22 protein-coding genes are annotated in these 21803 nt (G+C 62.3%); 11 read left to right on the forward strand and 11 right to left on the reverse strand.

The genetic code is table 11. The annotated features are described in order from the left end of the window. Positions 1–153: 153 nt before the first annotated feature. Together AUR64_RS19230 and dgoD are read right to left on the reverse strand one after the other, a co-directional pair. Positions 154–996 carry an SDR family NAD(P)-dependent oxidoreductase gene (locus AUR64_RS19230; RefSeq protein WP_058583593.1) on the reverse strand — a complete coding sequence of 281 codons (843 nt, stop codon included), beginning with the start codon at positions 994–996 and terminating at the stop codon, positions 154–156. Then, the gene (gene dgoD, locus AUR64_RS19235) at positions 990–2144 is read right to left on the reverse strand and encodes a galactonate dehydratase (RefSeq protein ID WP_058583620.1); all 1155 of its coding nucleotides are present in this window, start codon (positions 2142–2144) and stop codon (positions 990–992) included. Before dgoD ends, AUR64_RS19230 begins: the two co-directional genes overlap by 7 nt. A gap of 381 nt (positions 2145–2525) precedes the next feature. On the opposite strand from dgoD, the gene AUR64_RS19240 reads away from it, so the two are divergent. From AUR64_RS19240 to gfo6, 10 genes are all read left to right on the forward strand, one after another. Then, positions 2526–3629 (forward strand): Gfo/Idh/MocA family protein, encoded by a 1104-nt coding sequence (locus AUR64_RS19240; protein WP_058583594.1) that lies wholly within the window; start codon positions 2526–2528, stop codon positions 3627–3629. Then, positions 3629–4381 carry a hydroxypyruvate isomerase family protein gene (locus AUR64_RS19245; RefSeq protein ID WP_082230872.1) on the forward strand — a complete coding sequence of 251 codons (753 nt, stop codon included), beginning with the start codon at positions 3629–3631 and terminating at the stop codon, positions 4379–4381. Before AUR64_RS19240 ends, AUR64_RS19245 begins: the two co-directional genes overlap by 1 nt. 241 nt (positions 4382–4622) lie before the next feature. Then, positions 4623–5939 carry an ABC transporter substrate-binding protein gene (locus AUR64_RS19250; protein WP_240479642.1) on the forward strand — a complete coding sequence of 439 codons (1317 nt, stop codon included), beginning with the start codon at positions 4623–4625 and terminating at the stop codon, positions 5937–5939. Positions 5940–6023: 84 nt separating this feature from the next. Further along, positions 6024–6173: a hypothetical protein gene (locus AUR64_RS20700; protein ID WP_155120673.1), complete on the forward strand. Its 150-nt coding sequence runs from the start codon at positions 6024–6026 to the stop codon at positions 6171–6173. A gap of 9 nt (positions 6174–6182) precedes the next feature. After that, positions 6183–7202 carry a carbohydrate ABC transporter permease gene (locus AUR64_RS19255; RefSeq protein WP_082230873.1) on the forward strand — a complete coding sequence of 340 codons (1020 nt, stop codon included), beginning with the start codon at positions 6183–6185 and terminating at the stop codon, positions 7200–7202. Next, on the forward strand, positions 7202–8038 hold the full coding sequence (locus tag AUR64_RS19260) for a carbohydrate ABC transporter permease (protein ID WP_058583595.1): 837 nt from the start codon (positions 7202–7204) through the stop codon (positions 8036–8038). Before AUR64_RS19255 ends, AUR64_RS19260 begins: the two co-directional genes overlap by 1 nt. A 10-nt stretch (positions 8039–8048) precedes the next feature. Next, on the forward strand, positions 8049–9182 hold the full coding sequence (locus AUR64_RS19265) for an ABC transporter ATP-binding protein (RefSeq protein ID WP_058583596.1): 1134 nt from the start codon (positions 8049–8051) through the stop codon (positions 9180–9182). 142 nt (positions 9183–9324) lie between these two features. Next, on the forward strand, positions 9325–11379 hold the full coding sequence (locus AUR64_RS19270) for a beta-galactosidase (protein WP_058583597.1): 2055 nt from the start codon (positions 9325–9327) through the stop codon (positions 11377–11379). Positions 11380–11384: 5 nt separating this feature from the next. Next, complete coding sequence (locus AUR64_RS19275; RefSeq protein ID WP_058583598.1) at positions 11385–12053, forward strand: bifunctional 4-hydroxy-2-oxoglutarate aldolase/2-dehydro-3-deoxy-phosphogluconate aldolase; 669 nt, start codon at positions 11385–11387, stop codon at positions 12051–12053. A 93-nt stretch (positions 12054–12146) separates the two neighbouring features. After that, positions 12147–13226 (forward strand): D-xylose 1-dehydrogenase Gfo6, encoded by a 1080-nt coding sequence (gene gfo6 / locus AUR64_RS19280; protein ID WP_058583599.1) that lies wholly within the window; start codon positions 12147–12149, stop codon positions 13224–13226. 117 nt (positions 13227–13343) lie between these two features. Here gfo6 and AUR64_RS19285 read toward each other — a convergent pair whose 3' ends face one another. From AUR64_RS19285 to AUR64_RS19295, 4 genes are all read right to left on the reverse strand, one after another. Further along, the gene (locus AUR64_RS19285; protein WP_058583600.1) at positions 13344–13760 is read right to left on the reverse strand and encodes a helix-turn-helix domain-containing protein; all 417 of its coding nucleotides are present in this window, start codon (positions 13758–13760) and stop codon (positions 13344–13346) included. A 57-nt stretch (positions 13761–13817) separates the two neighbouring features. Then, positions 13818–13970, reverse strand: a complete 153-nt coding sequence (locus AUR64_RS20705; RefSeq protein ID WP_155120674.1) for a hypothetical protein — start codon at positions 13968–13970, stop codon at positions 13818–13820. Then, positions 13967–14311, reverse strand: coding sequence for a hypothetical protein (locus tag AUR64_RS19290; protein WP_155120675.1), 345 nt, complete (start codon positions 14309–14311; stop codon positions 13967–13969). The genes AUR64_RS20705 and AUR64_RS19290 overlap by 4 nt, the downstream gene beginning before the upstream one ends. A gap of 234 nt (positions 14312–14545) precedes the next feature. After that, positions 14546–16210, reverse strand: a complete 1665-nt coding sequence (locus AUR64_RS19295) for a bacterio-opsin activator domain-containing protein (RefSeq protein ID WP_082230874.1) — start codon at positions 16208–16210, stop codon at positions 14546–14548. 180 nt (positions 16211–16390) lie between these two features. On the opposite strand from AUR64_RS19295, the gene AUR64_RS19300 reads away from it, so the two are divergent. Then, positions 16391–17299 (forward strand): AEC family transporter, encoded by a 909-nt coding sequence (locus AUR64_RS19300; protein ID WP_058583603.1) that lies wholly within the window; start codon positions 16391–16393, stop codon positions 17297–17299. A gap of 37 nt (positions 17300–17336) precedes the next feature. Here the strand turns inward: AUR64_RS19300 and AUR64_RS19305 are convergent, their stop codons facing one another. The 5 genes from AUR64_RS19305 to AUR64_RS19325 form a co-directional block, all read right to left on the reverse strand. Continuing rightward, entirely contained in the window at positions 17337–18131 is a 795-nt protein-coding gene (locus AUR64_RS19305) for an HpcH/HpaI aldolase family protein (protein WP_058583604.1), read from the reverse strand. Between the two features lie 69 nt (positions 18132–18200). Continuing rightward, positions 18201–19478 (reverse strand): ABC transporter substrate-binding protein, encoded by a 1278-nt coding sequence (locus tag AUR64_RS19310; RefSeq protein WP_058583605.1) that lies wholly within the window; start codon positions 19476–19478, stop codon positions 18201–18203. 86 nt (positions 19479–19564) lie between these two features. Then, positions 19565–20488, reverse strand: a complete 924-nt coding sequence (locus AUR64_RS19315; protein ID WP_058583606.1) for an LLM class oxidoreductase — start codon at positions 20486–20488, stop codon at positions 19565–19567. A gap of 96 nt (positions 20489–20584) precedes the next feature. Further along, the gene (locus AUR64_RS19320; protein WP_058583607.1) at positions 20585–20866 is read right to left on the reverse strand and encodes a PadR family transcriptional regulator; all 282 of its coding nucleotides are present in this window, start codon (positions 20864–20866) and stop codon (positions 20585–20587) included. 353 nt (positions 20867–21219) lie between these two features. Continuing rightward, entirely contained in the window at positions 21220–21747 is a 528-nt protein-coding gene (locus tag AUR64_RS19325; protein ID WP_058583608.1) for a hypothetical protein, read from the reverse strand. Positions 21748–21803 lie beyond the last annotated feature (56 nt).

Below are 21803 nucleotides of genomic sequence, written 5' to 3' on the forward strand. Positions count from 1 at the left end.
CACCTCACTCCTCTCGGTCCAGCGACCGGTAAACGCGCGCCGTTGGCTCGTCTCAGTGAGGACCGTTTCCTGATAGCGAACGATTGGTAGCCGTTGGACAGAGCGTCCACTTGGCGTCGTGCTACTCTACCGAGAGAAAGCGATACGCGCAGTCTACAGCGTCCGTTTGTACGACCGAAACGCGTCGTCGTCCATCACGACCGACCGGCCGCCGTCGACCAATAGGCTCTCGCCGGTGACGAACGCGGCGTCGTCGCTCGCCAGAAACGTCGCAACGCCGGCGACGTCGCCCGGTTGTCCGATGCGGCCGAGCGGATGCAGCTCCTCGACTGCCTCGTAACGGCCGTCTTCGAGTTCTTCTCGGGTTCGTTCGACCTCTATCCATCCGGGGTTGACCGTGTTCGCCCGGATGTCCAGCGGACCGAGTTCGAGCGCCATCGCCCGGGTCATCCCGTCGATACCCGCCTTCACCGCGTTGTACGGGAAATGCTCCGGCATCGTCACGAAGGCGTGATTCGACGAGATGTTCACGATACTGCCCCCGGCCGGCATGTACCCGATTGCGTGCTTGGCAGCCAACCAGTAGGCCCGAAAGTTCGTTTCGAGAACGAACGACCAGTCGTCGAGCGTCGCGTCCTCGACGCCCGTCTCGGTCTGGACACCCGCGTTGTTTACGAGCACGTCGACACCGCCGTACTCGCTGATTGTTCGTTCGACCAGCGACTCGATAGCTTCGGGTTCCCGCATATCGCACTCGATAAAGGCGGCGTCGCCCGCCGTCGGCGCGTTGTGAATCTCGCGGGCGACGGCCTCACCGGCGGCCTCGCTGCGACCCGAGACGACGACGTTCGCGCCCTCGGCCGCGAACCGCCGGCAGATTCCGGCCCCGATGCCTCGCGTCGACCCGGTGACGATTGCGACCCGACCGCTGAGGCGGCCGTCTCTCGACGGAAGGCCGACGCTGCCGTTGTCGCCGCCGTCGGGCAGGTTCACCATTCAGCGACGCTCCCGTCGTCGTTGCGCCACACCGGGTTGTGCCAGTCGACGGTCTGTTCGGCCTGCTGTTCGACGTACTCCTCGTTGATTTCGATGCCGAGTCCCGGTCCATCGGGGATGTCGACGTAGCCGTCGTCGTACTGGAACACGTCGGGGTTCTGGAGGTAGTCGAGCACGTCGCTCGTTTCGTTGTAGTGGATGTTGAGACTCTGTTCTTGGATGAGCGCGTTCGGCGAACAGGCGTCGACGTGGATGCAAGACGCGAGTGCAATGGGGCCGAGTGGGCAGTGCGGCGCGACGGCGACGTCGTACGCTTCGGCCATCGCAGCAATCTTCTTCACCTCGGTGATGCCGCCGGCGTGCGAGAGGTCAGGTTGGATGACGTCGACTGCCTGTGACTCGAATATCTCTTTGAAATCCCACCGTGAGAACATCCGCTCGCCCGTAGCGATAGGAATAGTCGTATGCGCCGCAATCTCGGGGAGCGCGTCGTTGTGCTCCGGCAGAACGGGCTCTTCGATGAACATCGGGTCGAACGGTTCCAGCGCCGCCGCGAGTCGTTTCGCCATCGGTTTCGAGACGCGGCCGTGGAAGTCGACGCCGATGTCGGTCTCGGGGCCGACGCGTTCGCGGACCTCTCGGAGTCTGTCGACCGCCGAGTCGACGGAGGCGGGGTTGTCCACCCGGCGCATCTCGGAGGTGGCGTTCATTTTCAGTGCGGTGAACCCCTCTGATACTTTCTCCGCGGCGGCGTCGCCGACCTCCGAGGGCCTGTCGCCGCCGATCCACTGGTAGACGCGCACTCGGCTTCGCGCCCGTCCGCCGAGCAGTTCGTAGATGGGTGCGCCGAAATATTTGCCTTTGATATCCCACAGCGCCTGGTCGATGCCCGCGATGGCGCTCATCAGGATGGGGCCGCCGCGGTAGAACCCACCGCGGTACATCCGCTGCCAGTGGTCCTCGATAGCGTTGGGGTCCTCACCGAGCAGATAATTATCCATGAGTTCCTCGACGGCCCCCTCGACCGTCTTCGCGCGTCCCTCGACGACCGGCTCGCCCCAACCGACCGTGCCGTCGCTCGTCTCGATGCGCAGAAAGAGCCACCGTGGCGGTACTTCGTACAGGTCGTAGTCGATTATTTTCGTCATAGTTCTGTGTCGTTGTCGTGGCTGGTTGCGGCTTTCGGTGCCGCGACCTATCGGCGTGCCGGACACTGCCGAGTCGGTGTTGCCGAGCGTACTCGTCCGCACTCGACGCCGCTCGAACCTGAAGACATCGCCGATACGGCCCGGGCGAAGACCACACTCCCTGCCCGAACGAGCGCTATCCGCGACATTCGGTTCCATATGTCCCGGTGGTTGGCATAAAAGTATCGTATCGTGCACTTTCGGCTCTCGACTGTCGAAACCGAGTACGCACGCGAGAGCGTCGCCCGCATCCACACTGCCGAGTATACGACGGGGCACGGCTTCGCCAACTCGTTGCCGTTTTGCGAAGCTCTTTATGTTGAACCCGGAGAGTTTTACAGGATGTCGTACACCGTAGCGGTGATTGGAACCGGAGCAGAGCCTGAGAACCCGGGACGAGACGGATACGCGATGGCGTATCACCACGCGGCCGGATACGAGAAACACGACGACTGTTCGCTCGTCGCCTGTGCGGACATCGTCAGAGAGAACGCCGAGGCGTTCGCCGACGAGTTCGGTCTCGACGAAGCCCAGATATTCGAGTCCTACGAGACGATGCTCGACGAGGTCGAACCGGATATCGTCTCTATCTGCGTTCCACCGGCGCTTCACGAGCGAATCACCGTCGACTGCATCCGAAGCGGCGTCGTTGACGCGATTCACGCCGAGAAACCGATGGCCGACACCTACGGCGGCGCGAAACTGATGACGCAGGAGGCGTCGCGCCACGGCGTCCAGTTGACTATCAACCACCAGCGGCGCTTCAGCGACGCGGTCAGAACCGCCAAGGAACTGCTCGATGACGGCGAAATCGGTGACCTCCAGCGCGTGGAGTTCTCCGCGCCGGTCGGCATCTTCGACTACGGCAGTCACTCGCTGGACCTCTGTAACTACTTCAACGACGAGACACCCGCCGAGTGGGTACTCGGCCAGATTCACTACGACGAGGAGAACATCCTCTTCGGGACGCACAACGAGAACCAAGCCATCGTCCACTGGGAGTACGAAAACGGCGTCCACGGTATCGCCGCCTCCGACAGCACCGGTACTGGTGGTCCGGCCGACGCGTTCCGCTGTCACAACCGACTCGTCGGCACCGAGGGAACCATCGAAGTCGGTCCCGAAGCAGAGGACGGCGAGGACCTCCCGCCGCTTCGCATCCGCCGCGCCGGCGGCGAGTGGGAGACAATCGAGACCGAAGACGGCCTCCACGGCTGGGAGTTCATCGACCGCGCTATCGCCGAGAACGTCCGCTGTCTCGAAACGGGCGAGACGCCGGAACTCGGCGCGGAGAACGCGCTGAACGCGACGGAACTCATCTTCGCGGTCTGGGAGTCCGCGCGCCGTCGTGGCCGCGTCGACCTACCGCTGGACATCGACGACAACCCGCTCGCGGCGATGATAGAGTCGGGGGAGTTGACGCCCCAACCGGCGGGAGACGACTGATGGTTCGGTTTTCGGTCTGCGTCGAGATGGTGTACGACGACGATTCGTTTCCCGACCGGATTCGACGGGCCGGCGACGCCGGTGCCGACGCCATCGAGTTCTGGGACTGGCGCGAGAAGGACCTCGACGCGATACGAACGGCGGCCGCCGACGCCGACGTTCCCATCGTTGGCTGTACCGCCGGCGGCGTCCTCACCGACCCCGAGGCGGCCGACGAGACGGTCGAAACCATCCGCGAGTCCATCGAGACGGCCGCCGACCTCGACTGTCCGTCGCTCATCGTCACGACCGGTCCCGACCAGGACGGACTGAGTCGGGAGCGACAACACGCCAACATCGTCGACGTGCTCCGTCGGGTCGCCGACGACGCCGAAGAAGCGGGCGTGACGCTCGTCGTCGAACCGCTCAACACCGCGGTCAACCATCCGGGGTACTTCCTGACCGACACCGTCGAAGGCGTCGATATCGTCGAAGCAGTGGACTCACCGAACGTGAAACTGCTGTACGACGTCTACCACCAGCAGGTAACGGAAGGAAACCTCGTCGACACGATAACCGACCACGTCGACCACATCGGGCACATCCATATCGCCGACGTTCCCGGTCGCCACGAACCGGGGACCGGCGAAATCAACTACGAGAACGTCCTCACGGCCATCGACGACGCGGGATACGACGGCTACGTCGGCTGTGAGTTCAGTCCGACGGTCGACGGTGACGAAGCATTGAACAGCACGTTCGCCCTCGACTGACCGCGGACACCACACCCCGGCCCGTCACGCCGTGGCGCTCGGCGCGCTTGATATCCGTTTACCAGAGATGCGGGTCCTGAAGGATGACCGCTCGTCAGTTTTTATCCCTGAGTGGTCCTTCGATAACCACTAATGATTATACACACCGATATATTGATATAGCCCCTAGAGAAATGGTGTCATTGGAGAACTTATGCCAAACTCTTCAGAGCCTAGTGCGCGTCGCCGCCAGTTACTTCAGATGCTCGGCGTTGCAGGCGCGACCAGTTTAGCGGGATGTAGCGTGAGCACCGGCGGCGACCAGAACAGCGGCGACGGCGGTGGCGGGAACAGTTCGGACAACGGCGGCGGGTCGAGTTCGGAGTTGGCACAGTCGTCGACGGGATGGGGATGGGACATCGCTGCCCGGTCACTGCAGGACGCTGCGGAGACGTACAACGAGCAGGAGGGAGCCGAAATCTCCGTCGAGGAACTCGGCAGCGACTCCTGGGAACAACGATTCCAGACCGCAATCACGAGCGGGAGCGGCGCCCCCGACTTCTCGGTCGTACAGAACTTCGACGTGACGAACTACGCGAGCGTCAACGGTCTCACCGACCTCACGAGCCGAATCGACGAGGCAGGGATTCGAGAGGACATCGTCGAGACGAAGTGGGGCACGGTTAGCCACGACGACGCAGTGTACGCGATTCCGTGGGACATCGGCCCGACCGGAATCTACTACAAACGCGACCTGTACGAGGAAGCCGGCATCGACCCCAACAGCATCGAGACGTGGGACGACTTCATCGAGGCGGGACAGCAACTCCCCGACGACGTTGCGATGGTCAACCTCCCGCAAGGGGACATGGGCCAGACGTGGCGGATGTACGTCCGACAGCTCGGCGGGCAGGCGTTCACCGACGACGGGGCCGTCGCCATCGGGAGTGAGGAGAGCATCCGCGTCGCGCAGTTGATGAAAGACATGAGCGACGCCGGCATCTCCACCCGAATCGAACTGTGGTCCGGCAGTTGGTTCACCTCCTTCGCGGAAGGGACCCTCGCGTCGCTGCCGAGTGCGGCGTGGATGGACGGCACGCTCCGCGCGGAACTGCCCGACACCGCGGGTAACTGGGGTGTGTTCAAACTGCCAGCGTTCGAACCGGGCGGCAACCGCGCGTCGAACCGCGGCGGCTCGAACATGGCGATACCCTCACAAATCTCGGACCAGAGCGTCGTCAACCGAGCGTTCGACTACTGTCTCTGGGCGATGACGACGCCGGAGGTCCAGAACACGATGCTCGAAGAGTACGGTCTGTTCCCGTCGCTGACGACCGCCTACGAGGCCGACATCTACGACCAAGAACAGGAGTTCTACGACGGTCAGCCAATCTTCCGACTGTTCGCCGAAGTGGCGACGGAGATTCAGCCGTACAACTACACGGTCGACTCGCCGGAAGCGCAGGACGCGCTCGAGACCGAACTCGGCCGGATGCTCGACGGCGCGAAGAGTCCCGAACAGGCGATGACGGACGCCGCACAGACCGTCGCCGACCGGACCGACCGGGAACTCGCGTAATGGCGGCCACGAACATCCACGAAGGAAACATGCAGCTATAAGCCCGACGGAAATGTCGATGTCATCACCACGGTAAGCCAACTCATGTCAGCACCACCGAGCGACGAGTCCGAACGAACCGCAGTCGGCCGGCTTCGACTCGTGGAGAACTGGCCCTCCACGAACGTCTGCCTTCGGTCGAAAACTACGGAGGGTCCCGAGAGCGGCGGCCCGACGACCGACGGAGGGGTGTAGTCGCCGCGCATGGTGCTCACCGCTATCCAGTCGACGCTTCGTTCGTCGACCACGTACCAACAGCTCTCGGACCGCGTGCGGTATGCTCGCCAAGACCTCTCCGGCGCAGTGCCGTCCATCCCGGGATTACCGTATCTCTACATCTCGCCGTTCTTCATCCTCTTCGGGATTTTCCTCATGTTCCCGGCGGCGTACACGTTTTATCTGTCGTTTTTCGACTACGTCGGGGTCTCGAACAACATCCTGTTGAGCATCCAGATGGGGCCGGTCGTGATTTCGATACCCGAGATTGCGAACCTCGAGTTCGTCGGCTTGAACCACTACGAACGGCTCATATTCCGCGACTCGCTGTTCCACCGGTCGCTGTTCAACACGTCGTTCATCTTCTTGGTGCAGGTGCCGACGATGGTCATCCTCGGTCTGGCGACGGCGCTCGTGCTGGACGCGAAGTTCATCCGCGCGAAAGGGCTGTTCCGAACCCTCATCGCCCTTCCAGTGGCGACTGGACTGGTCGCGTACTCGACCATCTTCCTCCTGCTGTTCAACGGTGAGGTCGGCCTCGTCAACTACGTGTTAGAACAGGTCGGCGTGGGCGCGATTCCGTGGCTCGGAGACGGCTTCTGGGCCAGAATCACGCTCGTCATCGCCGTCACGTGGCGCTGGCTCGGCTACAACATGATAATCCTCCTCGCGGGGTTACAGACGATTCCGGAACCGCTCTACGAGGCGGCCGAAATCGACGGCGCGAATCGCTGGCAGAAGTTCCGCTACGTCACGCTGCCGCAACTCCGTCCGGTGTTGCTGTTCGTTATCGTCTCCTCGACCATCGGTACGTTCCAGATATTCGCCGAACCGTACGTCATCACCGGTGGCGGCCCCTCGAACGCCACGATTACCATCGTCCAGTACATCTACAACCAAGCGTTCCTCCAGTTGAACCTCGGATACGCGAGCGCAGTCTCGGTTATCCTCGTGGTTCTCGTGAGTATCATGTCGATAATCCAAATCCGCTACGGGAGTGAAGAGTAGTGCACACGCAAGACAAACAGGAAGCGCTCTGGAAGTTCGGGAGCTACATCTTCCTGCTCGTCGTCACGGCGTTGGTGCTGATTCCGCTGTACTGGATGCTCGTCGCCGCGACGATTCCGCAGTCGGAGTTCTTCTCGTGGCCGCCGCAGCTCATCCCGGGCACGTACTTCCTCGAGAACTTCGCGGCGCTGCAGGAGAACGTCGACTTCGTCCGCAGCATCGGCAACAGTATCTTCATCGCGGTGACGTACACGATACTGTCGTTGATTCTCTGCTCGATGGCGGGCTTTGCCTTCGCGAAGTACGAGTTCCGGTTCAAGGAGCCGCTGTTCTACTTCATCTTGGCGACGCTCGTGTTGCCCATCCAGTTGCTCATCATCCCGCTGTTCCTGTTGATGGTGCAGATAGGGTGGACGAACTCGTATCTCGCGGTGATTCTGCCGTGGGCGGCGAACCCGCTCGGCATCTTCCTGATGCGGCAGAACATGAAGGCGATTCCGGACTCGCTTCTGGAGTCCGCGCGCATGGACGGTGCAACCGAGTTCCAACTGTACTACAAGATTGCGCTCCCGACGATGCTTCCGTCGCTGGCGGCGCTGGCAATCATTCTCTTCTTGAACCAGTGGCAGGCGTTTCTCTACCCGCTTGTCATCCTGCAGGACCCGCAGATGTTCACGATACCGCTCGCGCTGGCTGACCTCGTCGGCCAACAGCGGGTGGCGTTCGACCAGATTATGGTGGGCACGTCGCTGGCGGTGTTGCCCATCTTCATCGTGTTCCTGACGCTCCAGCAGTACTTCATCAAGGGAATCCTCTCCGGTTCGGTCAAACAGTAGGTGATTACATATGGCAAAAATCGACATCACGAACTTACGCAAAACGTTCGGTGACGACGGCGAACAGATAGTTGCAGTCGACGACTTCAACCTCAACATTAGAGACGGGGAGTTCCTCGTCTTCGTTGGGCCGTCAGGCTGTGGCAAGACGACGACGCTCCGGTGTATCGCCGGGTTGGAAGACGTGACGAGCGGGACCATCGAGTTCAACGGGACGGACGTCACCGACAAACGCGCACGCGAGCGCGACGTGGCGATGGTGTTCCAGAACTACGCGCTCTACCCGCACATGACCGTTCGCAAGAACATCGGGTTCCCGCTTCGACTCTCGACGAAGCAGACGTCCGAGGAGATAGACTCCCGTGTCCAGAACGTCACGGAACTGCTCGGTATCGAGGACCTCTTGGAGAAAAAACCCAAGGAACTCTCCGGCGGCCAACAGCAACGCGTCGCTCTCGGCCGCGCCATCATCCGCGACCCGGAAGTGTTCCTGATGGACGAACCGCTGTCGAATCTCGACGCCAAACTCCGGTCGACGATGCGGACCGAACTGCAGGAACTCCAGCAGGAACTCGGCGTCACCACCGCGTACGTAACGCACGACCAGACAGAGGCGATGGCGATGGGCGACAGAATCGTCGTCCTCAACGGCGGCGTGCTCCAGCAGGTCGGCACTGCGAGCGAAGTGTACCGTAGTCCGACCAACGAGTTCGTCGCCGGGTTCATCGGCAGTCCGAGCATCAACCTGTTCACCGCGGTAGTGGATGGCAACACGCTCACCGGCCCCGGTGGCTTCTCGTACACGCTCGAAGACGAGTCGCTCGTCGCCGGGCGTGACCACGTCCGCGTCGGCATCCGTCCGGAGGACCTAACGCTCTCGGAGAGCGGTAGCCTCCCCTGTGAGGTGACCGTCGTCGAACAGATGGGCAACGAGAACTTCCTCTACGGGAAGATGGACGACATCGATATCACCGCACGTATCGAGAGCGAAATTCGCCCCTCGGAGGGGTCGGTCGTCGAGTTCGGATTCGCCGAGGAGGACCTCTACCTGTTCGACGCCGAGACGACGGAAGCACTCAAGACGAAGACCGGCGAGACGGATATCGACTACGACCAGTACACGCAGACCAAGAGCGTCTCGTAAACGGATTCACCCGACTCGACCCCGAAAACCGGGTCAGTTGCAGCGGGTGAACTGGCTCCGACCCCGTATTCGACAGCGACCCTTCCTGACGGCCTCGCGTCGAAACACTATTGAGACGAGGCGTCGCACGCCAACACGCACCATGAATATTGGCGTCTGCTACTTTCCGGAGCACTGGCCAGAGGAGCGACTGCAGCGAGATATCGAACAGATGGCGGAGGCGGGGTTACGCTACGTCCGTATGGGCGAGTTCAGTTGGTCGCGGCTGGAACCCGAACCCGGCAGCTACGACTTCGAGTGGCTACGGGAGGCCGTCTCGCTCATCGGCGACCACGGGATGCAAGCGGTGCTCTGTACGCCGACGGCGACGCCGCCGAAGTGGCTCGTCGACGAGTATCCGAGTATCCGACAGAAGGAAGTCGACGGGACGCCGCGACACTACGGGAGCAGACGCCACTACTGTTACAACTCCGAGATTTATCGGCGCGAGACGCGACGCATCACGGAAGCGCTGGCGGAGGCGTTCGCCGACGACCCGGCCGTCGCCGGGTGGCAGACCGACAACGAGTACGGCTGTCACGGAACCATCCGGTGTTACTGCGACGACTGCGCCACCGCCTTTCGGACGTGGCTGAAGGAGAAGTACGGCGATGTCGAGACGCTCAACGAGTCGTGGGGGACCGCGTTCTGGAGTCAGAACCTCAACTCGTTCGCGCAGGTCGACCCGCCGCGACACACCGCCGCAGAGCACCACCCCGCCAGACTGCTCGACTACTACCGCTTCAGCAGCGACAGCGTCGTCGAGTACAACCGACTCCAGACTCAGTTGCTTCGAGAGGCGAACGACGACTGGTTCGTCACCCACAACTTCATGGGCCACTTCGGTGCGCTCGACGCCTACGACGTCTCCGAGGACCTCGATTTCGCCTCGTGGGACTCCTACCCGACGGGTCACGTTCAGGAACGGTCGACACCCGCGACGAAAGAACAGTTGCGCGCGGGCGACCCCGACCAAATCGCGTTCAACCACGACCTGTACCGAAGCGCTACCGGGTCGCCCTTTTGGGTGATGGAACAGCAACCGGGCGACATCAACTGGCCGCCATACTCGGCGCAACCCGGTGACGAGGCGATGCGGTTGTGGGCGCAGTTCGCGGCCGCCCACGGCGCGGGCGTCGTCTCGTACTTCCGCTGGCGACAGTGTCTGATGGGCCAAGAACAGTACCACAGCGGCCTCCTCGCACCGAACGGCACACCCGACAGAGGCTATCACGACGCGACACGGGCAGCGGCCGAGTTCGACGAACTGGTCGGCGAACGTGAGACTGACACCGGCGTCGATGGAGCAACGACAGCGGTGCCCGAAGCGAACGTCGCCGTGCTCCACGACTACGACAACCTCTGGGCACTCGAAATCGAACCGAACACGCCCGACTTCGACTACTGGGAGCACGTCGAGACGTACTACGCGGCGTTGCAAGCGCGCTCTGTGACCGTCGACGTCGTTCCGCCGTCGGCCGAACTGTCCGGCTACGACGCCGTCGTCGCGCCGACGCTCTACCTCGCGGACGAGGACCTCGCGGAGACGCTCGAATCGTACGTCAGTTCGGGCGGCGAACTGCTCGTGACGATGCGCTCGGGTGTGAAGGACCCGTACAACAAACTCCACGAGACGCAACAACCGGGACCGCTGACCGACCTGCTCGGCGCGGAAGTCGCCCAGTTCGAGAGCGTTCCAGAACGTATCGAGAGCGGCGTCAGCTACGGCGGCGAACGGTACGACGGCCACATCTGGAACGACTGGCTCTCGCCGGTGGCCGACAGCGCAGAAGTCGTCGGGCGCTACGACGGCGAACTCGCCGACGGCGATGCGGCAATCGTCCACAACTCCGTCGGTGACGGCTCTGTCCTCTACGTCGGTACGTGGCCGGAGCGAGCGCTCGCCGACGAACTGGTCGGTGACCTGTTGACCCGTGCGGACGTCGAGACGACGCCACGTCTGCCCGACCAAGTCCGGTTGGCTAGACGGGACGGATTGACCTGGGTGACGAACTTTAGCTCGGACCCGGTGTCTGTCAGCGTTGATGCGGACGCGGACGCTCGATGGCTCGTCGGCGACGAATCGGTCGACAGCTACGACGTCGCGGTCACCGACGCCGCGCCGGCGACGCTCTCGGTCGAACAGGAGCGCGAGTGAGCCCGATGCCGAGCGAAGAACCTACACAGGCCCAGTCGGCGTACGCCCGAATCACCGACAACGGCGTCGTCGGCATCGTTCGGGGAGTCGACGCCGACCGGACTATCGAGGTCGTCGACGCACTCGTCGACGGCGGCGTCGACACCGTCGAGATAACCGCCGACACGGCCGGCGTGCTCGACACGCTCGACGCCGTCACGTCGACGTTCGACCGCTCCGAAGCGCTCGTCGGCGCGGGGACGGTACTCGACAGTGAGACAGCGCGAGCGGTGCTTTTGGCGGGGGCGTCGTTCGTCGTCACGCCGAGTTTCGACCCGGGCGTCGTCGAGACGTGTAACCGCTACGGGGCCGTCGTCGCCCCGGGCGTCCAGACGCCGACAGAGGCGGTTCGGGCGTACGAGGCGGGCGCAGACCTGCTGAAGATTTTCCCGGCGTCGTCGCTCGGTCCCGACTACGTCCGAAGTCTCGGCGGCCCGCTTCCACAGTTGCCATTGGTACCGACCGGCGGCGTCTCGCTGGACAACGTCGAAGCGTACATCGACGCCGGGGCCGCGGCCGTCGGCGTCGGTAGCAGTCTCGTCGATACCGAGGCGATTGCGGCGGGCGAGTACGACGTGCTAACCGAGCGTGCAGCGCAGTTCCGCGCGGCTGTCGACCGCACGCGGTCGGACTGAGCGCGCTTCAGCGTCGCCATCGTCGTTGTCGCCGTCGCCGCCACTGTCGCCTCCAGCGGATGATTTTTCGCGCTCGTCGCCTACTGCTACTGTATGACGCTCACAGACTGGATGACGAACTACGCCGCCCGCGACTGGCAGCAGTCCTCGGGCGGGACCGTCAGATATGCGCTCGTCGGACTCGGCTGGTGGACGACCGACGTCGCCTTACCGGCGATAGCGGCGTCGGAGTTCTGTGAGACGACGGTCCTCGTCAGCAGTTCCGCCGAGAAAGCGGGCCGAGTCGCCGAGGAACACGACGTCGACTACGGTATCACCTACGACGAGTACCACGAGGGCGTCGCCGCCGACGCGTACGACGCGGTGTACATCGCCACGCCGAACGCCTTCCACCTCGACTACGCCGAGACGGCCGCCAAACTCGGTAAGGGAGTTCTCTGCGAGAAACCGATGGAGGCGACCGTCGAACGCGCCGAGCAGATGGTCGACGTCTGCGACGAGGCCGACGTTCCGCTGATGGTCGCCTACCGGATGCAGACCGACCCCGCGGTTCGTCGTGCGCGCGAACTCGTCGAAGACGGCTTTCTCGGCGACCCGGTGCAGGTGTACGGAAACAACTCCCAGCCGTTACTGGAGACGATTCCGAACCACGACCAGTGGCGACTGGACCCCGACCTGACCGGTTACGGGACCTCGGTGATGGACCTCGGTATCTACTCGATAAACACGACTCGGTTTCTGCTCCGCCGCGATTTCGTAACTGTCGAATCCCGGATGTCGTCGCACCACGAGGCGTTCGACTCGGTCCCCGACGAACGCTCGTCGTTTCTCGCCGTCCTCGAAGGCGACGTACAGATGGTCTGTACCGCCAGCCAGCGCGCCCACGCCGACACCCAACTGAAGATAACCGGCACGGAAGGTCAACTCGAACTTCGGCCGGCGTTCCACGGCGAGTGTACGCTTCTCGCCTCGAAAGGTGACGTGAGCGTCGAACTCTCACACGAGTCGTTCGAGGCAGTCGAGGAGATGACCGAGGAGTTCGATTACTTCGCGGACCGACTCCTCTCGGACGTACCGGTGTACCCCGACGGGGCGCACGGGTTGGCCGACATGCGAATCGTCGAAGCGATTCATCGAGCGGCCGATAGCGAATCTACAGTCACACTCGACTGACACGGTTCGGCCTGTCTCGACTGGGTACCAAACAGAAGTAATTGGACAATATTTTGTGTAAAATCGTTTCCCAACCGCAAAATATCCGCCGACACTGACGAGGAGACAGAACCCCCGCTACAGTTTCTGTCGGAGCAGTCGTCTGACGTGGCCTTCGGAGTACGAAACGTCGTACTGCTGTTCGATATGTTGACGAAGCAACGCGGTTGTCCACTCGTCGGCGTCGTGTCCGTGTCTCGTGGGCGACGCTGCCACATCTGCACGAAGTTCAGCACGCGCTTCTTCGGACAACTTCGGCGGCCGTCCCGAACGGTGTTCATCGATGATTGCAGTATCGACTGACTCCGTCTCAAACCGCTCCAACCACGCGTAGAGCGTCGAACGCGGGATTCCGTATCGGTCGCTCACGTCGTCTACAGAGTGACCGGCCTTGTAGTCGAGGGCGACGACGAGTCGTTTCGCTTCCTTCGCAGTCGTCGCATCCGACAGTGCGTCTCGGAGGTCGTCCGCCGACACGTCGTCGAGCTTTTCCATAGAAACGATACTCTCTATTTGTCTAAATACTTTTGCACGCGATTGTCGCTTCCCAAGTTAGGGTAAGGCGTCCGAACGGACTCGGGTGAAGTCGAGTGCATGTGGTTCGTCGTGTTCTGTCGCGTGGTCGTCCTGTAGGTCGAACGCGGCGTCGACATCCGCGACGGTCGCCTCGAACTCACACGCCGTACACTGACAGTGATACGTCACGTGGGAACACCGTTTACCTGACTGTCGACGAGCGAACGCAGTTCGCGTTTTCTGAGCGGTTTCTCATGGATGTCGGTGACGCCGTCGCGGGCGGCACATTCGCGGGCGTTCGGCGTCACAGTCCCTAACAGAAGAACGACCGGTACGTCCTCCTCGCAGAACCGTCTGTAGACCTCGCGGAGAGAATCGCTGAAAACGTCGGCGTCGACGAGTACGAGCGACGCCGACACATCGACTGACAGGTCTGAGCCGTTCTGGCGTATCGCTTCACTGCTGACCTCGTATCCACAGTTCTCGAAGAACGCGGCCGACAGTTCGAGATTTCGTGCGTTCGTTCCCAACAGACACAGCCTCGACGAACTGCTCGGCGGTTCTCGGCGCTCGGACCCGCCCGACTGGATTCGCTCTGAAGGGGACGAAACGGCGTCTGCCGATTTCCCCGAATCTGACATACCGTAGTTCCGTAGCGATGAGGAATAGGGCACATACCTAATGGCTACGATACGGCCGCTGTTCGGACCCGAACTACTGAATGTTTCCCGAACGGGGATGTCGAAACTCCGGCTGCTGGACGTTCAGTTTCGTTCCAGCGCCAGCGACGTGAGTTTCTGTAGGCTGGCTTGGAGATGTTGGTGGAACGTCGGCGCGGAGATGTCGAACGACTCTGCGATGTCGCTTCCGGAACTCTCCCGTGGTCGCTTGAAGTAGCCGGCGTAGTGTGCGCCTTCGAGCATCTCGCGCTGTCGAGCGGTGAGTCGCTCGTCGAGCTCACCGCGGAACCCGTCGACGGAGCGAACCGTTCGTTCGGTCCGCTGCTTTGCGAGCAGATTCGCGTCGGGGTGGACCGCTAGCAGTGACTCGACGATACTGCGAACGTCGGTTTCGGTCGAGACGACGGTGAGAAGCTCTAGCGTGCCATCCGCGGCGGTTGCCGTCTCGATGGTCGCACCGTACTCGACCAGCGGAACGAGCGGCGACCCGCGCTCGACTCGACATTCCAGCAGGAACTCCTCGTCGTCGTCGCTCACGATTCGTGTCGGGTCGACGCCGTCGTACTCCTCGAACGCCTCCAGCACCGTCTCGGGAGCCACCTCGCGGATGCGCAGGTACGCGCGAAGCGTCCCGCCGTCCGCCGGAACGACGCCTTCGACGTCGACCGTACAGTCCGTCGCCGCCGACACGGCTGCCAACGGTGACTCCGAGGCCGGCACCTCGAAGGAGAGCTCGGTGACGGTGTCGGCGTGCAGAATCATCTTGTTCTCGATGGCGTTGAACGCGTAGCCGACCGCCTCACCGAGGACGTCGAACGCCGACTGCTCCCGTTCGCTGAACGTGTCCGCAGCGACGGCGTTGACGACGAGGGCACCGTACACCGTCTGGCGATACCGGACCGGTACGACGAGCGAGGAGTTGTACTCGGCGTGGTTGGCGAGCGTTGTAATCGGTCCCTCGGCGTCGACTTCGCCGGGTCGGTCGACGACTCGTATCTCGTTGTCGTCTATCGCCTCGGCGATACTGCTCTGGGCACAGTTTGCGTCGTCGAGGCTCTCGAGCGCCTCACGCGCCGGTTCGTCGAACCCCGAATCGGTTTGGACGGCGATACTGCGACTGTCGAACGTTCGTTCGACGAGATACGCCGAGTGAAACAGCGACGAGTCGGCGAGTTGTCCGCAGACCGTGGTTTCGATATCGGCCCGTGTGACGCCGCCTAAAAGCGAGTCGATGAGCTCCCGGATGAGCGAGTTTACCCGGTTGAGCGTGGCGAGTTCGGTGTTCTGCTCGTGGACCCGCATCTCCGAGAGCTTCCGGTTCGTGATGTTGAGATGGAGAACGAGAACGTACTGCTCGCTTCCGTAGTCGAACTGAATCGCACGCATCGTAAACCAGCGTTTCTCGTCGGGGCCGTGACATGGGTACTCGAAACTGAACTGTGACTGCTCACCTCGGAGAACGGCGTCGATACCGGTGGCGGCCGTCGTCGCGTGTTCGTCGTCGCTCGTCAGACAGACGTCGAGGTAGTTGACCCCGAGCGTGTGCGACGGTTCTGCGATGCCGTTAGACTCGCCGAACGACCGCCACGCCTCGTTCGTGTAGACGATGTCGCCGATGTCGTCGAGGACGGCAATCTGTGTCGGCAGCGCGTCGAACGCCGCCTCGATAAAACTCTCGTCTGTGAGTATCTCTGGTAACCCCGGTTGGGTGACGTGCAAGTCGTCTGATGGGGTTGGAGATGGAGCCATTGATATCTGAAGTAGAAGTCGGTAGTCGAGTTGCCTGTTAAAGCTTGTTGCCAATCTGTTTCGACCCGACAGCTCATCGACACCTCAGACACGCCCCGAATGCAGCTTCGCGTCCAATTTCTGTCGGTCTCGGTTGCCAGATAACACACACCCAAGTACGTCGACTCACGAGGTCTGGACATGGACGTCGTCTCGAATCTCCTCTACCTGCTGGTCGTTCTCGCTCTTGGCTTCCTCGCTCGTTACGTCGGCTTGTTGAATGACGCTCGCGCTGACCGTCTCACCCAGTTCGCCTTCTACGTCGCACTCCCGGCGCTGGTGTTCACGTCGACGGCGACGCAGTCGCTCGGCGAGGTGCTCGAACCCAGACTCGTACTCGGTTTCTGGGCCGTTCTTCTCTCGGCAGCGGCGGTCGGGTGGGTCGTCCACCGCCGGGAGTCGTCGCCGTCGGTCCGGAGCGTCGCCGTCGTCCAGTCGTATCACTGCAATCTCGGCTTTCTCGGCCTCCCAATCGTCGCGGCGACGTTCGGCGACGTCGTCACCGCAAAGGCGAGTCTGCTGCTCGGCATCGGCGCGCTGACACAGGTTCCGTTGACCGTCGCGGTACTCGTGTTCGTCAACAACGCCGACGCGAACGTCCGCGACGAACTCGGGAACGTGTTCGCCAATCCGGTTCTCGTCGCACTCTGTTTCGGTTTGCTCTGCTCGGCGTTCGGGGTCTCGGTTCCTGCTCCCGTCCTGTCGGGTCTGGACGCCGTTGCGGGGTTCGCACTGCCCATCGCACTCCTCGTCGTCGGCGCGTCGCTGTCGTTGGACGAGGCTTCCGTCGACCTCTCGACGGTGGGGTCGGTCGTCGCGCTCAAGATGCTCGTGATGCCCGCTATCGCACTGGTAACGTTCTCGTTGCTCTCGGCGGACGTGTCGACCACGCGCGCGGGTGTGCTGATGTTGGCGATGCCGACGGCCGTCTCGACGTTCATCTACGCGTCCGAACTCGGCGGCGACGCGAACCTCGCCTCCGCGAACGTCTTTGCGACGACCGTCGCGTCTGTCGGGACGATTCTTCTCGTTCTCCAGTTTGTGGGGTGAACGTTGGCCTCGGCGGGGCTCGTCGACCGCGACATCGCTACTCCGAGTCTGATTTCCCGAGCGAATCGCCTAACTCCGAGCCTTGCTGTTGCCAGAACTCGTGGAGGACGTTCACGTCGGTGCCGAGACTGAAATGTGAGACCCCGCGTTCGGTGAACGCCTCGGCCTGTTCGGCCCGCTTGAGTTCGACGCGCGGGGCGACGCCGGCGTCGAGTGCGGCGTCTATCATCTCCAGTTGGGCGTTCTGTACCTCTTCGGAGTGTCGGCCTCCGGGTCTGCCGATGCTCAGTGCGTAGTCGACGGGGCCGAACTGTACCATATCGACGCCGTCGACAGCGAGGATTTCGTCGAGGTTCTCCATCGCTTCGCGTTTCTCTATCATCAGCGCGACGACGGCGTCGTCGCACCACTGGACTATCTCCTCCGGTGAGGCGTACCCACCGACGTAGCCGTTTCGTCGGTCCTTCCGAACGCCGTTCGTCCCCTCCGGTTCGGCACGGACGGCGGATACGGCTTCTCTGGCATCCTCGGCGGTTCGGATGTCGACGAACAGCACGTTCTGGATACCCGCGGCCATCGCACGCTGGGCGAGATACGTCCGCGGTTCCGCGTCGACTTTTATCATCGTTGCGAGACCCGCGAGTTCCGCGGCACGGGCGATGTTGTCGAGGTCGTGGAGGTCGAACGGCGCGTACTCGGCGGCGAACTCGACGTAGTCGAACGTCTCGGACTGTCCGAGTACTTCGATGACGCCGGGCCACGGACTGAGAACGCGGCTTGCGACGCTCGGGTCCTCGGCATCGAGACGTTCTCTGAGCGGATTGCTGGTCATCGACCGCCCACTCTCGGACCGGCGTAAAATAGCTGCCTTCGGGCGCGAACTTCGCCGGGCGCTCGCTTCTCAGAACTCGCCGGCGACGATGTCGGCGACGCGTTGGCGGTCGAACAGTTGCTCTTCGGCAGGAATTTCGGGGTACGGGCTTCCGCTCTCGTAGTCCGGCCACTCGCCGAACTGTTCGGGGTACAACTGCTTGGCGGTCATCTCCAACTGGAAGAGGTTCATCAGCGGCCCTTGAGTCGGGGTGCCCGACGGGTAGACGCGACCGTTCTGAACGGCGGTCATCTGACTGCCGACCGGGTGATTTTCGAGCGTCTGTCGAATCTGACCCACGTCGTAGTAGGAGGCGATACCGTACGGGTGGAGGATGATATCGGGGTCGATTTCGAGCATCGTCTCGTAGTCGTACGACGTCTCGTACGTCACGTCGTCGGCCATGAACGCGTCGTTCGCCCCCATCGGCCGAGTGTGGGCGGCCGCAAAGCCCGGACCGTTGAGTTTCGAGGGGTAGAACGTCTCCTGCATGAAGATAGCTACGCCGACGGAGGGTCGTTCCTCCTCGGGCGGCAGGTTCGACTGAATCCGTTCGAGCAGGTCGTCGTGGACCGACTGGAGCGCCTCGAAGCGCTGCTGTTGCTGGAAGGCTCGGGAGACTCTCCCCGAAATCTCCCAGAGCGTGTAGTACTCGTACGCGTCGCGGTACGCCTCGGGCGGTTGGCTGTGGCTTCTGCTGAAGTTGTTGCCGAACCACGGCGCGATGTTCTCACGGACTTCGTCGATGTCGGACTGCTCCCACCCGTCGAACGAGGCGACGAGAGCGGGGTCGACGAGGTGGAGGTCGGAGTTCAACTCGTAGAACAGTTCTTTGCTGACGTTGACGTCCCCCGAGCCGGTGTTGAGCTGTTCGAGTCCGCTCCGGTCGAAGGAGACGCCGTCGAGCCGTTCGTAGTAGGCGTCGAGCGTGTTGCCGCCGGCGTCGGCGTCGAACCCGAGCGAGTTCACCGAGTCGCCGTGACCGTACGCGACGGCCATGTCGGCGTACAGTAGGCTGTAAACCATCACGTTCTGCGGGACGCTCTCGAACTCGACGGTACCAACCGGTGCCATCGACACCGAGTACGACCCCGACTCCGACGACTCCGTCGTCGACTCGGTTTCGTCGTCGGTGGTGCTCGTCGCTTCCGTGTCGTTCGACCCCTCCGAAACAGTCGTTCCGGCGGGTTCCGGTTCGCCTTCGTCGCCTGCACATCCGGCGAGCAGGCCTGCTCCGACGACTGTGCTTCCGTATTTGAGGTACGCACGACGGGTCGACGTTTTCCGTCCTGCTGAGCCGCGTTCCATACTTTTAGGCCTACCTAAAGGGTAAAACCAGTTTCGGATTCAGACTATCGCTCCGGCTCCCGTTTTATCCGAGCTAAGCGCGTCACTCACCGAACCTGTTCGACGACTTCCTCGGCGAAGCGCGTGAGTTCTGTCTTCGGGTCGACGCCGGGTGTCGAGACGAGCACGTGGTCGACGCCCATCTCGTCGAGCGACCGGAAGTAGTCGACGAACCACTCGCTGCCCGCACGGTAGCCGAGGTGGAGTGGTTCGGGTTCGGCTTTAGGGTCGTCTGCGAGTTCGGTGCGGACGGCCATCGCGTACGGTTTCTCACCCGCTTTCGTCCGCCACTCGTCGAGGTACGATTCGAGCGTGTTCATCGGCAGGTGATAGAAGAACCAGCCGTCGCCGTGGTCGGCTATCCACTCGGTCGACTGTCGAGCGTATCCGGTCGGCAGCAGCGGAACCGTCCCGGTCGTCGGTTTCGGTACGAGGTCGAGCGACCCGTCCAGCGTCCCCCACGTCGACTCGCTCTCGGGGAACTCGCCGCGCCAGACGGTCCGAAGCAGGTCGACGCTCTCGCGGAACCGTTCGCCGCGTTCGTCTGCGTCGACATCGAATGCAGAAAATTCGGGGTCCCGGTCGCCCGATGCGACGCCGAGAACGAGGCGGCCGTCGGAGAGATGGTCCAGCGACGCTGCGTTCTTGGCGACGTGAAGCGGGTGTCGAAGCGAAAGCACGATGCTGGCTGTCCCGAGTGCGATATCCGTCGTGTGCGCGGCGACGTGACTCAACCACGTCCACGGGTCGAACGTTTGCCCGGCGTCACCGAACCGCGGCCAGTACAGTGGGACATCGCGGGCCCACAGGCCGTCGAATCCGACTTGTTCTGCGTGTGCGGCGAGTTTCATCTCCTCGCCCACGGACGGTTTGGACTCGCGCGAGTCGGTCAACGGAAAGCCGACGCCGAAGCTCAGGGTATCGGTGCCGAACAGACGCTCGTAGCCCGCGTTGTGGTGGTCCGTCGTCACGACTGCGCGTTCGGACGCGAGCGTATTGGGGCTACGGTTGCCGGTAGAAGCGGTTCACTCGTCGGGTGGTGTGTGACTGCGACCAGTGGACGAAGGTTACTCCTCGAAGGATATGTGTGCTTCTTCCCACGTACGGCGCTCGCGTATCAGGTCTTTCCCTCGCTCGGTTATCGCGTAGTAGTTGGTGCGTCTGTCGATGGGGCCTTTCTCTACGTACTCCTTCGTGACGAGCGTGTCGAGGTTCGGGTACAGCCGTCCGTGATTGATATCTCCGTCGAGATACTGTTCGAGTTGCTCTTTGGCCTGCTGTCCGGACGGTTCCTCCATCCCCGAGATAACGTACAACAAGTCGCGCTGGAAACCGCTTAGGTCGTGCATGTGATATAACTCTGCAGTTGTGAATATAGCTCCTCGCAGTATCACGACTCTTGGTAGTTCACGTTTCAAAGAATAACTGGACACTACATTCACCGAATCAAACAGTTGGCGTCGGTGTCTCTCAACGGCTATCGACGGGGTAGTTCGGTAGTCGAGCGACTCGCTCGGGAGATAGTGAAAAGGCCGGAGCATGGCACGTTCCGGCAGTCGAACGACACCACGGCCAAGTAGGTCGTCCGGGGGAGTACCGCCCGACTCGACGCAGTGACGTACGTCGAAGGGGTGGAACTCTACTACAATATGTGAGCTAGACACCTAACAGTTACCGGCCTAATGGGATTGGCTCGCCGAACTCACTCGCTGAGCGGAACGTGTTCGCTTCCGACGAACGCGGAGGCAGCGTCGTCGCTGTCAGCGACAGTGCAGCGGTTGACCAGCGAGCGAACCCGCCCGAACGACTCCGACGGCTCGAACTCGTCGGTGGGGTTCCCGGCGCGGTTCTCGCAGTGGCGGAGGTACAGTTGCATCCTGACGCTGTAGTCGGCCGGAAGCCACACCGAGGCGGGAGAACTGTCCAACTGGGCTTCCCACTCCGTCGAGAGACGATTGAGTTCGGAGAGGAGTTGTTCGTGAGCCATCCGCAAGGAGAGGTCGTCGGTCGGAACGTCGCTCGGGACACTGTCGACCGACAGCGTTTCGCCGTCGGGCATCGGCGTCGTCGCTTCGGCGTCGAGAAGAGTTTTCAGTGCCGAGACGTCCTCCCAGAACACCGTCACCGCGGAGGCGTCTCTCGTTTCGTCGTAGTATCGGTCGCGTCGTTGTGTCCGCGGGGGCTCTTCGGGGGGGTCGGGATTGTCGAGGAGATAACGAAGTATGTCCATACGCGGCGATTTCATTCACGCTGATATAACTGTTCCCCCAAATTGCCTCCCGACGT

It is taken from the genome of Haloprofundus marisrubri (assembly GCF_001469955.1).
Taxonomy (GTDB): Archaea; Halobacteriota; Halobacteria; order Halobacteriales; family Haloferacaceae; genus Haloprofundus; species Haloprofundus marisrubri.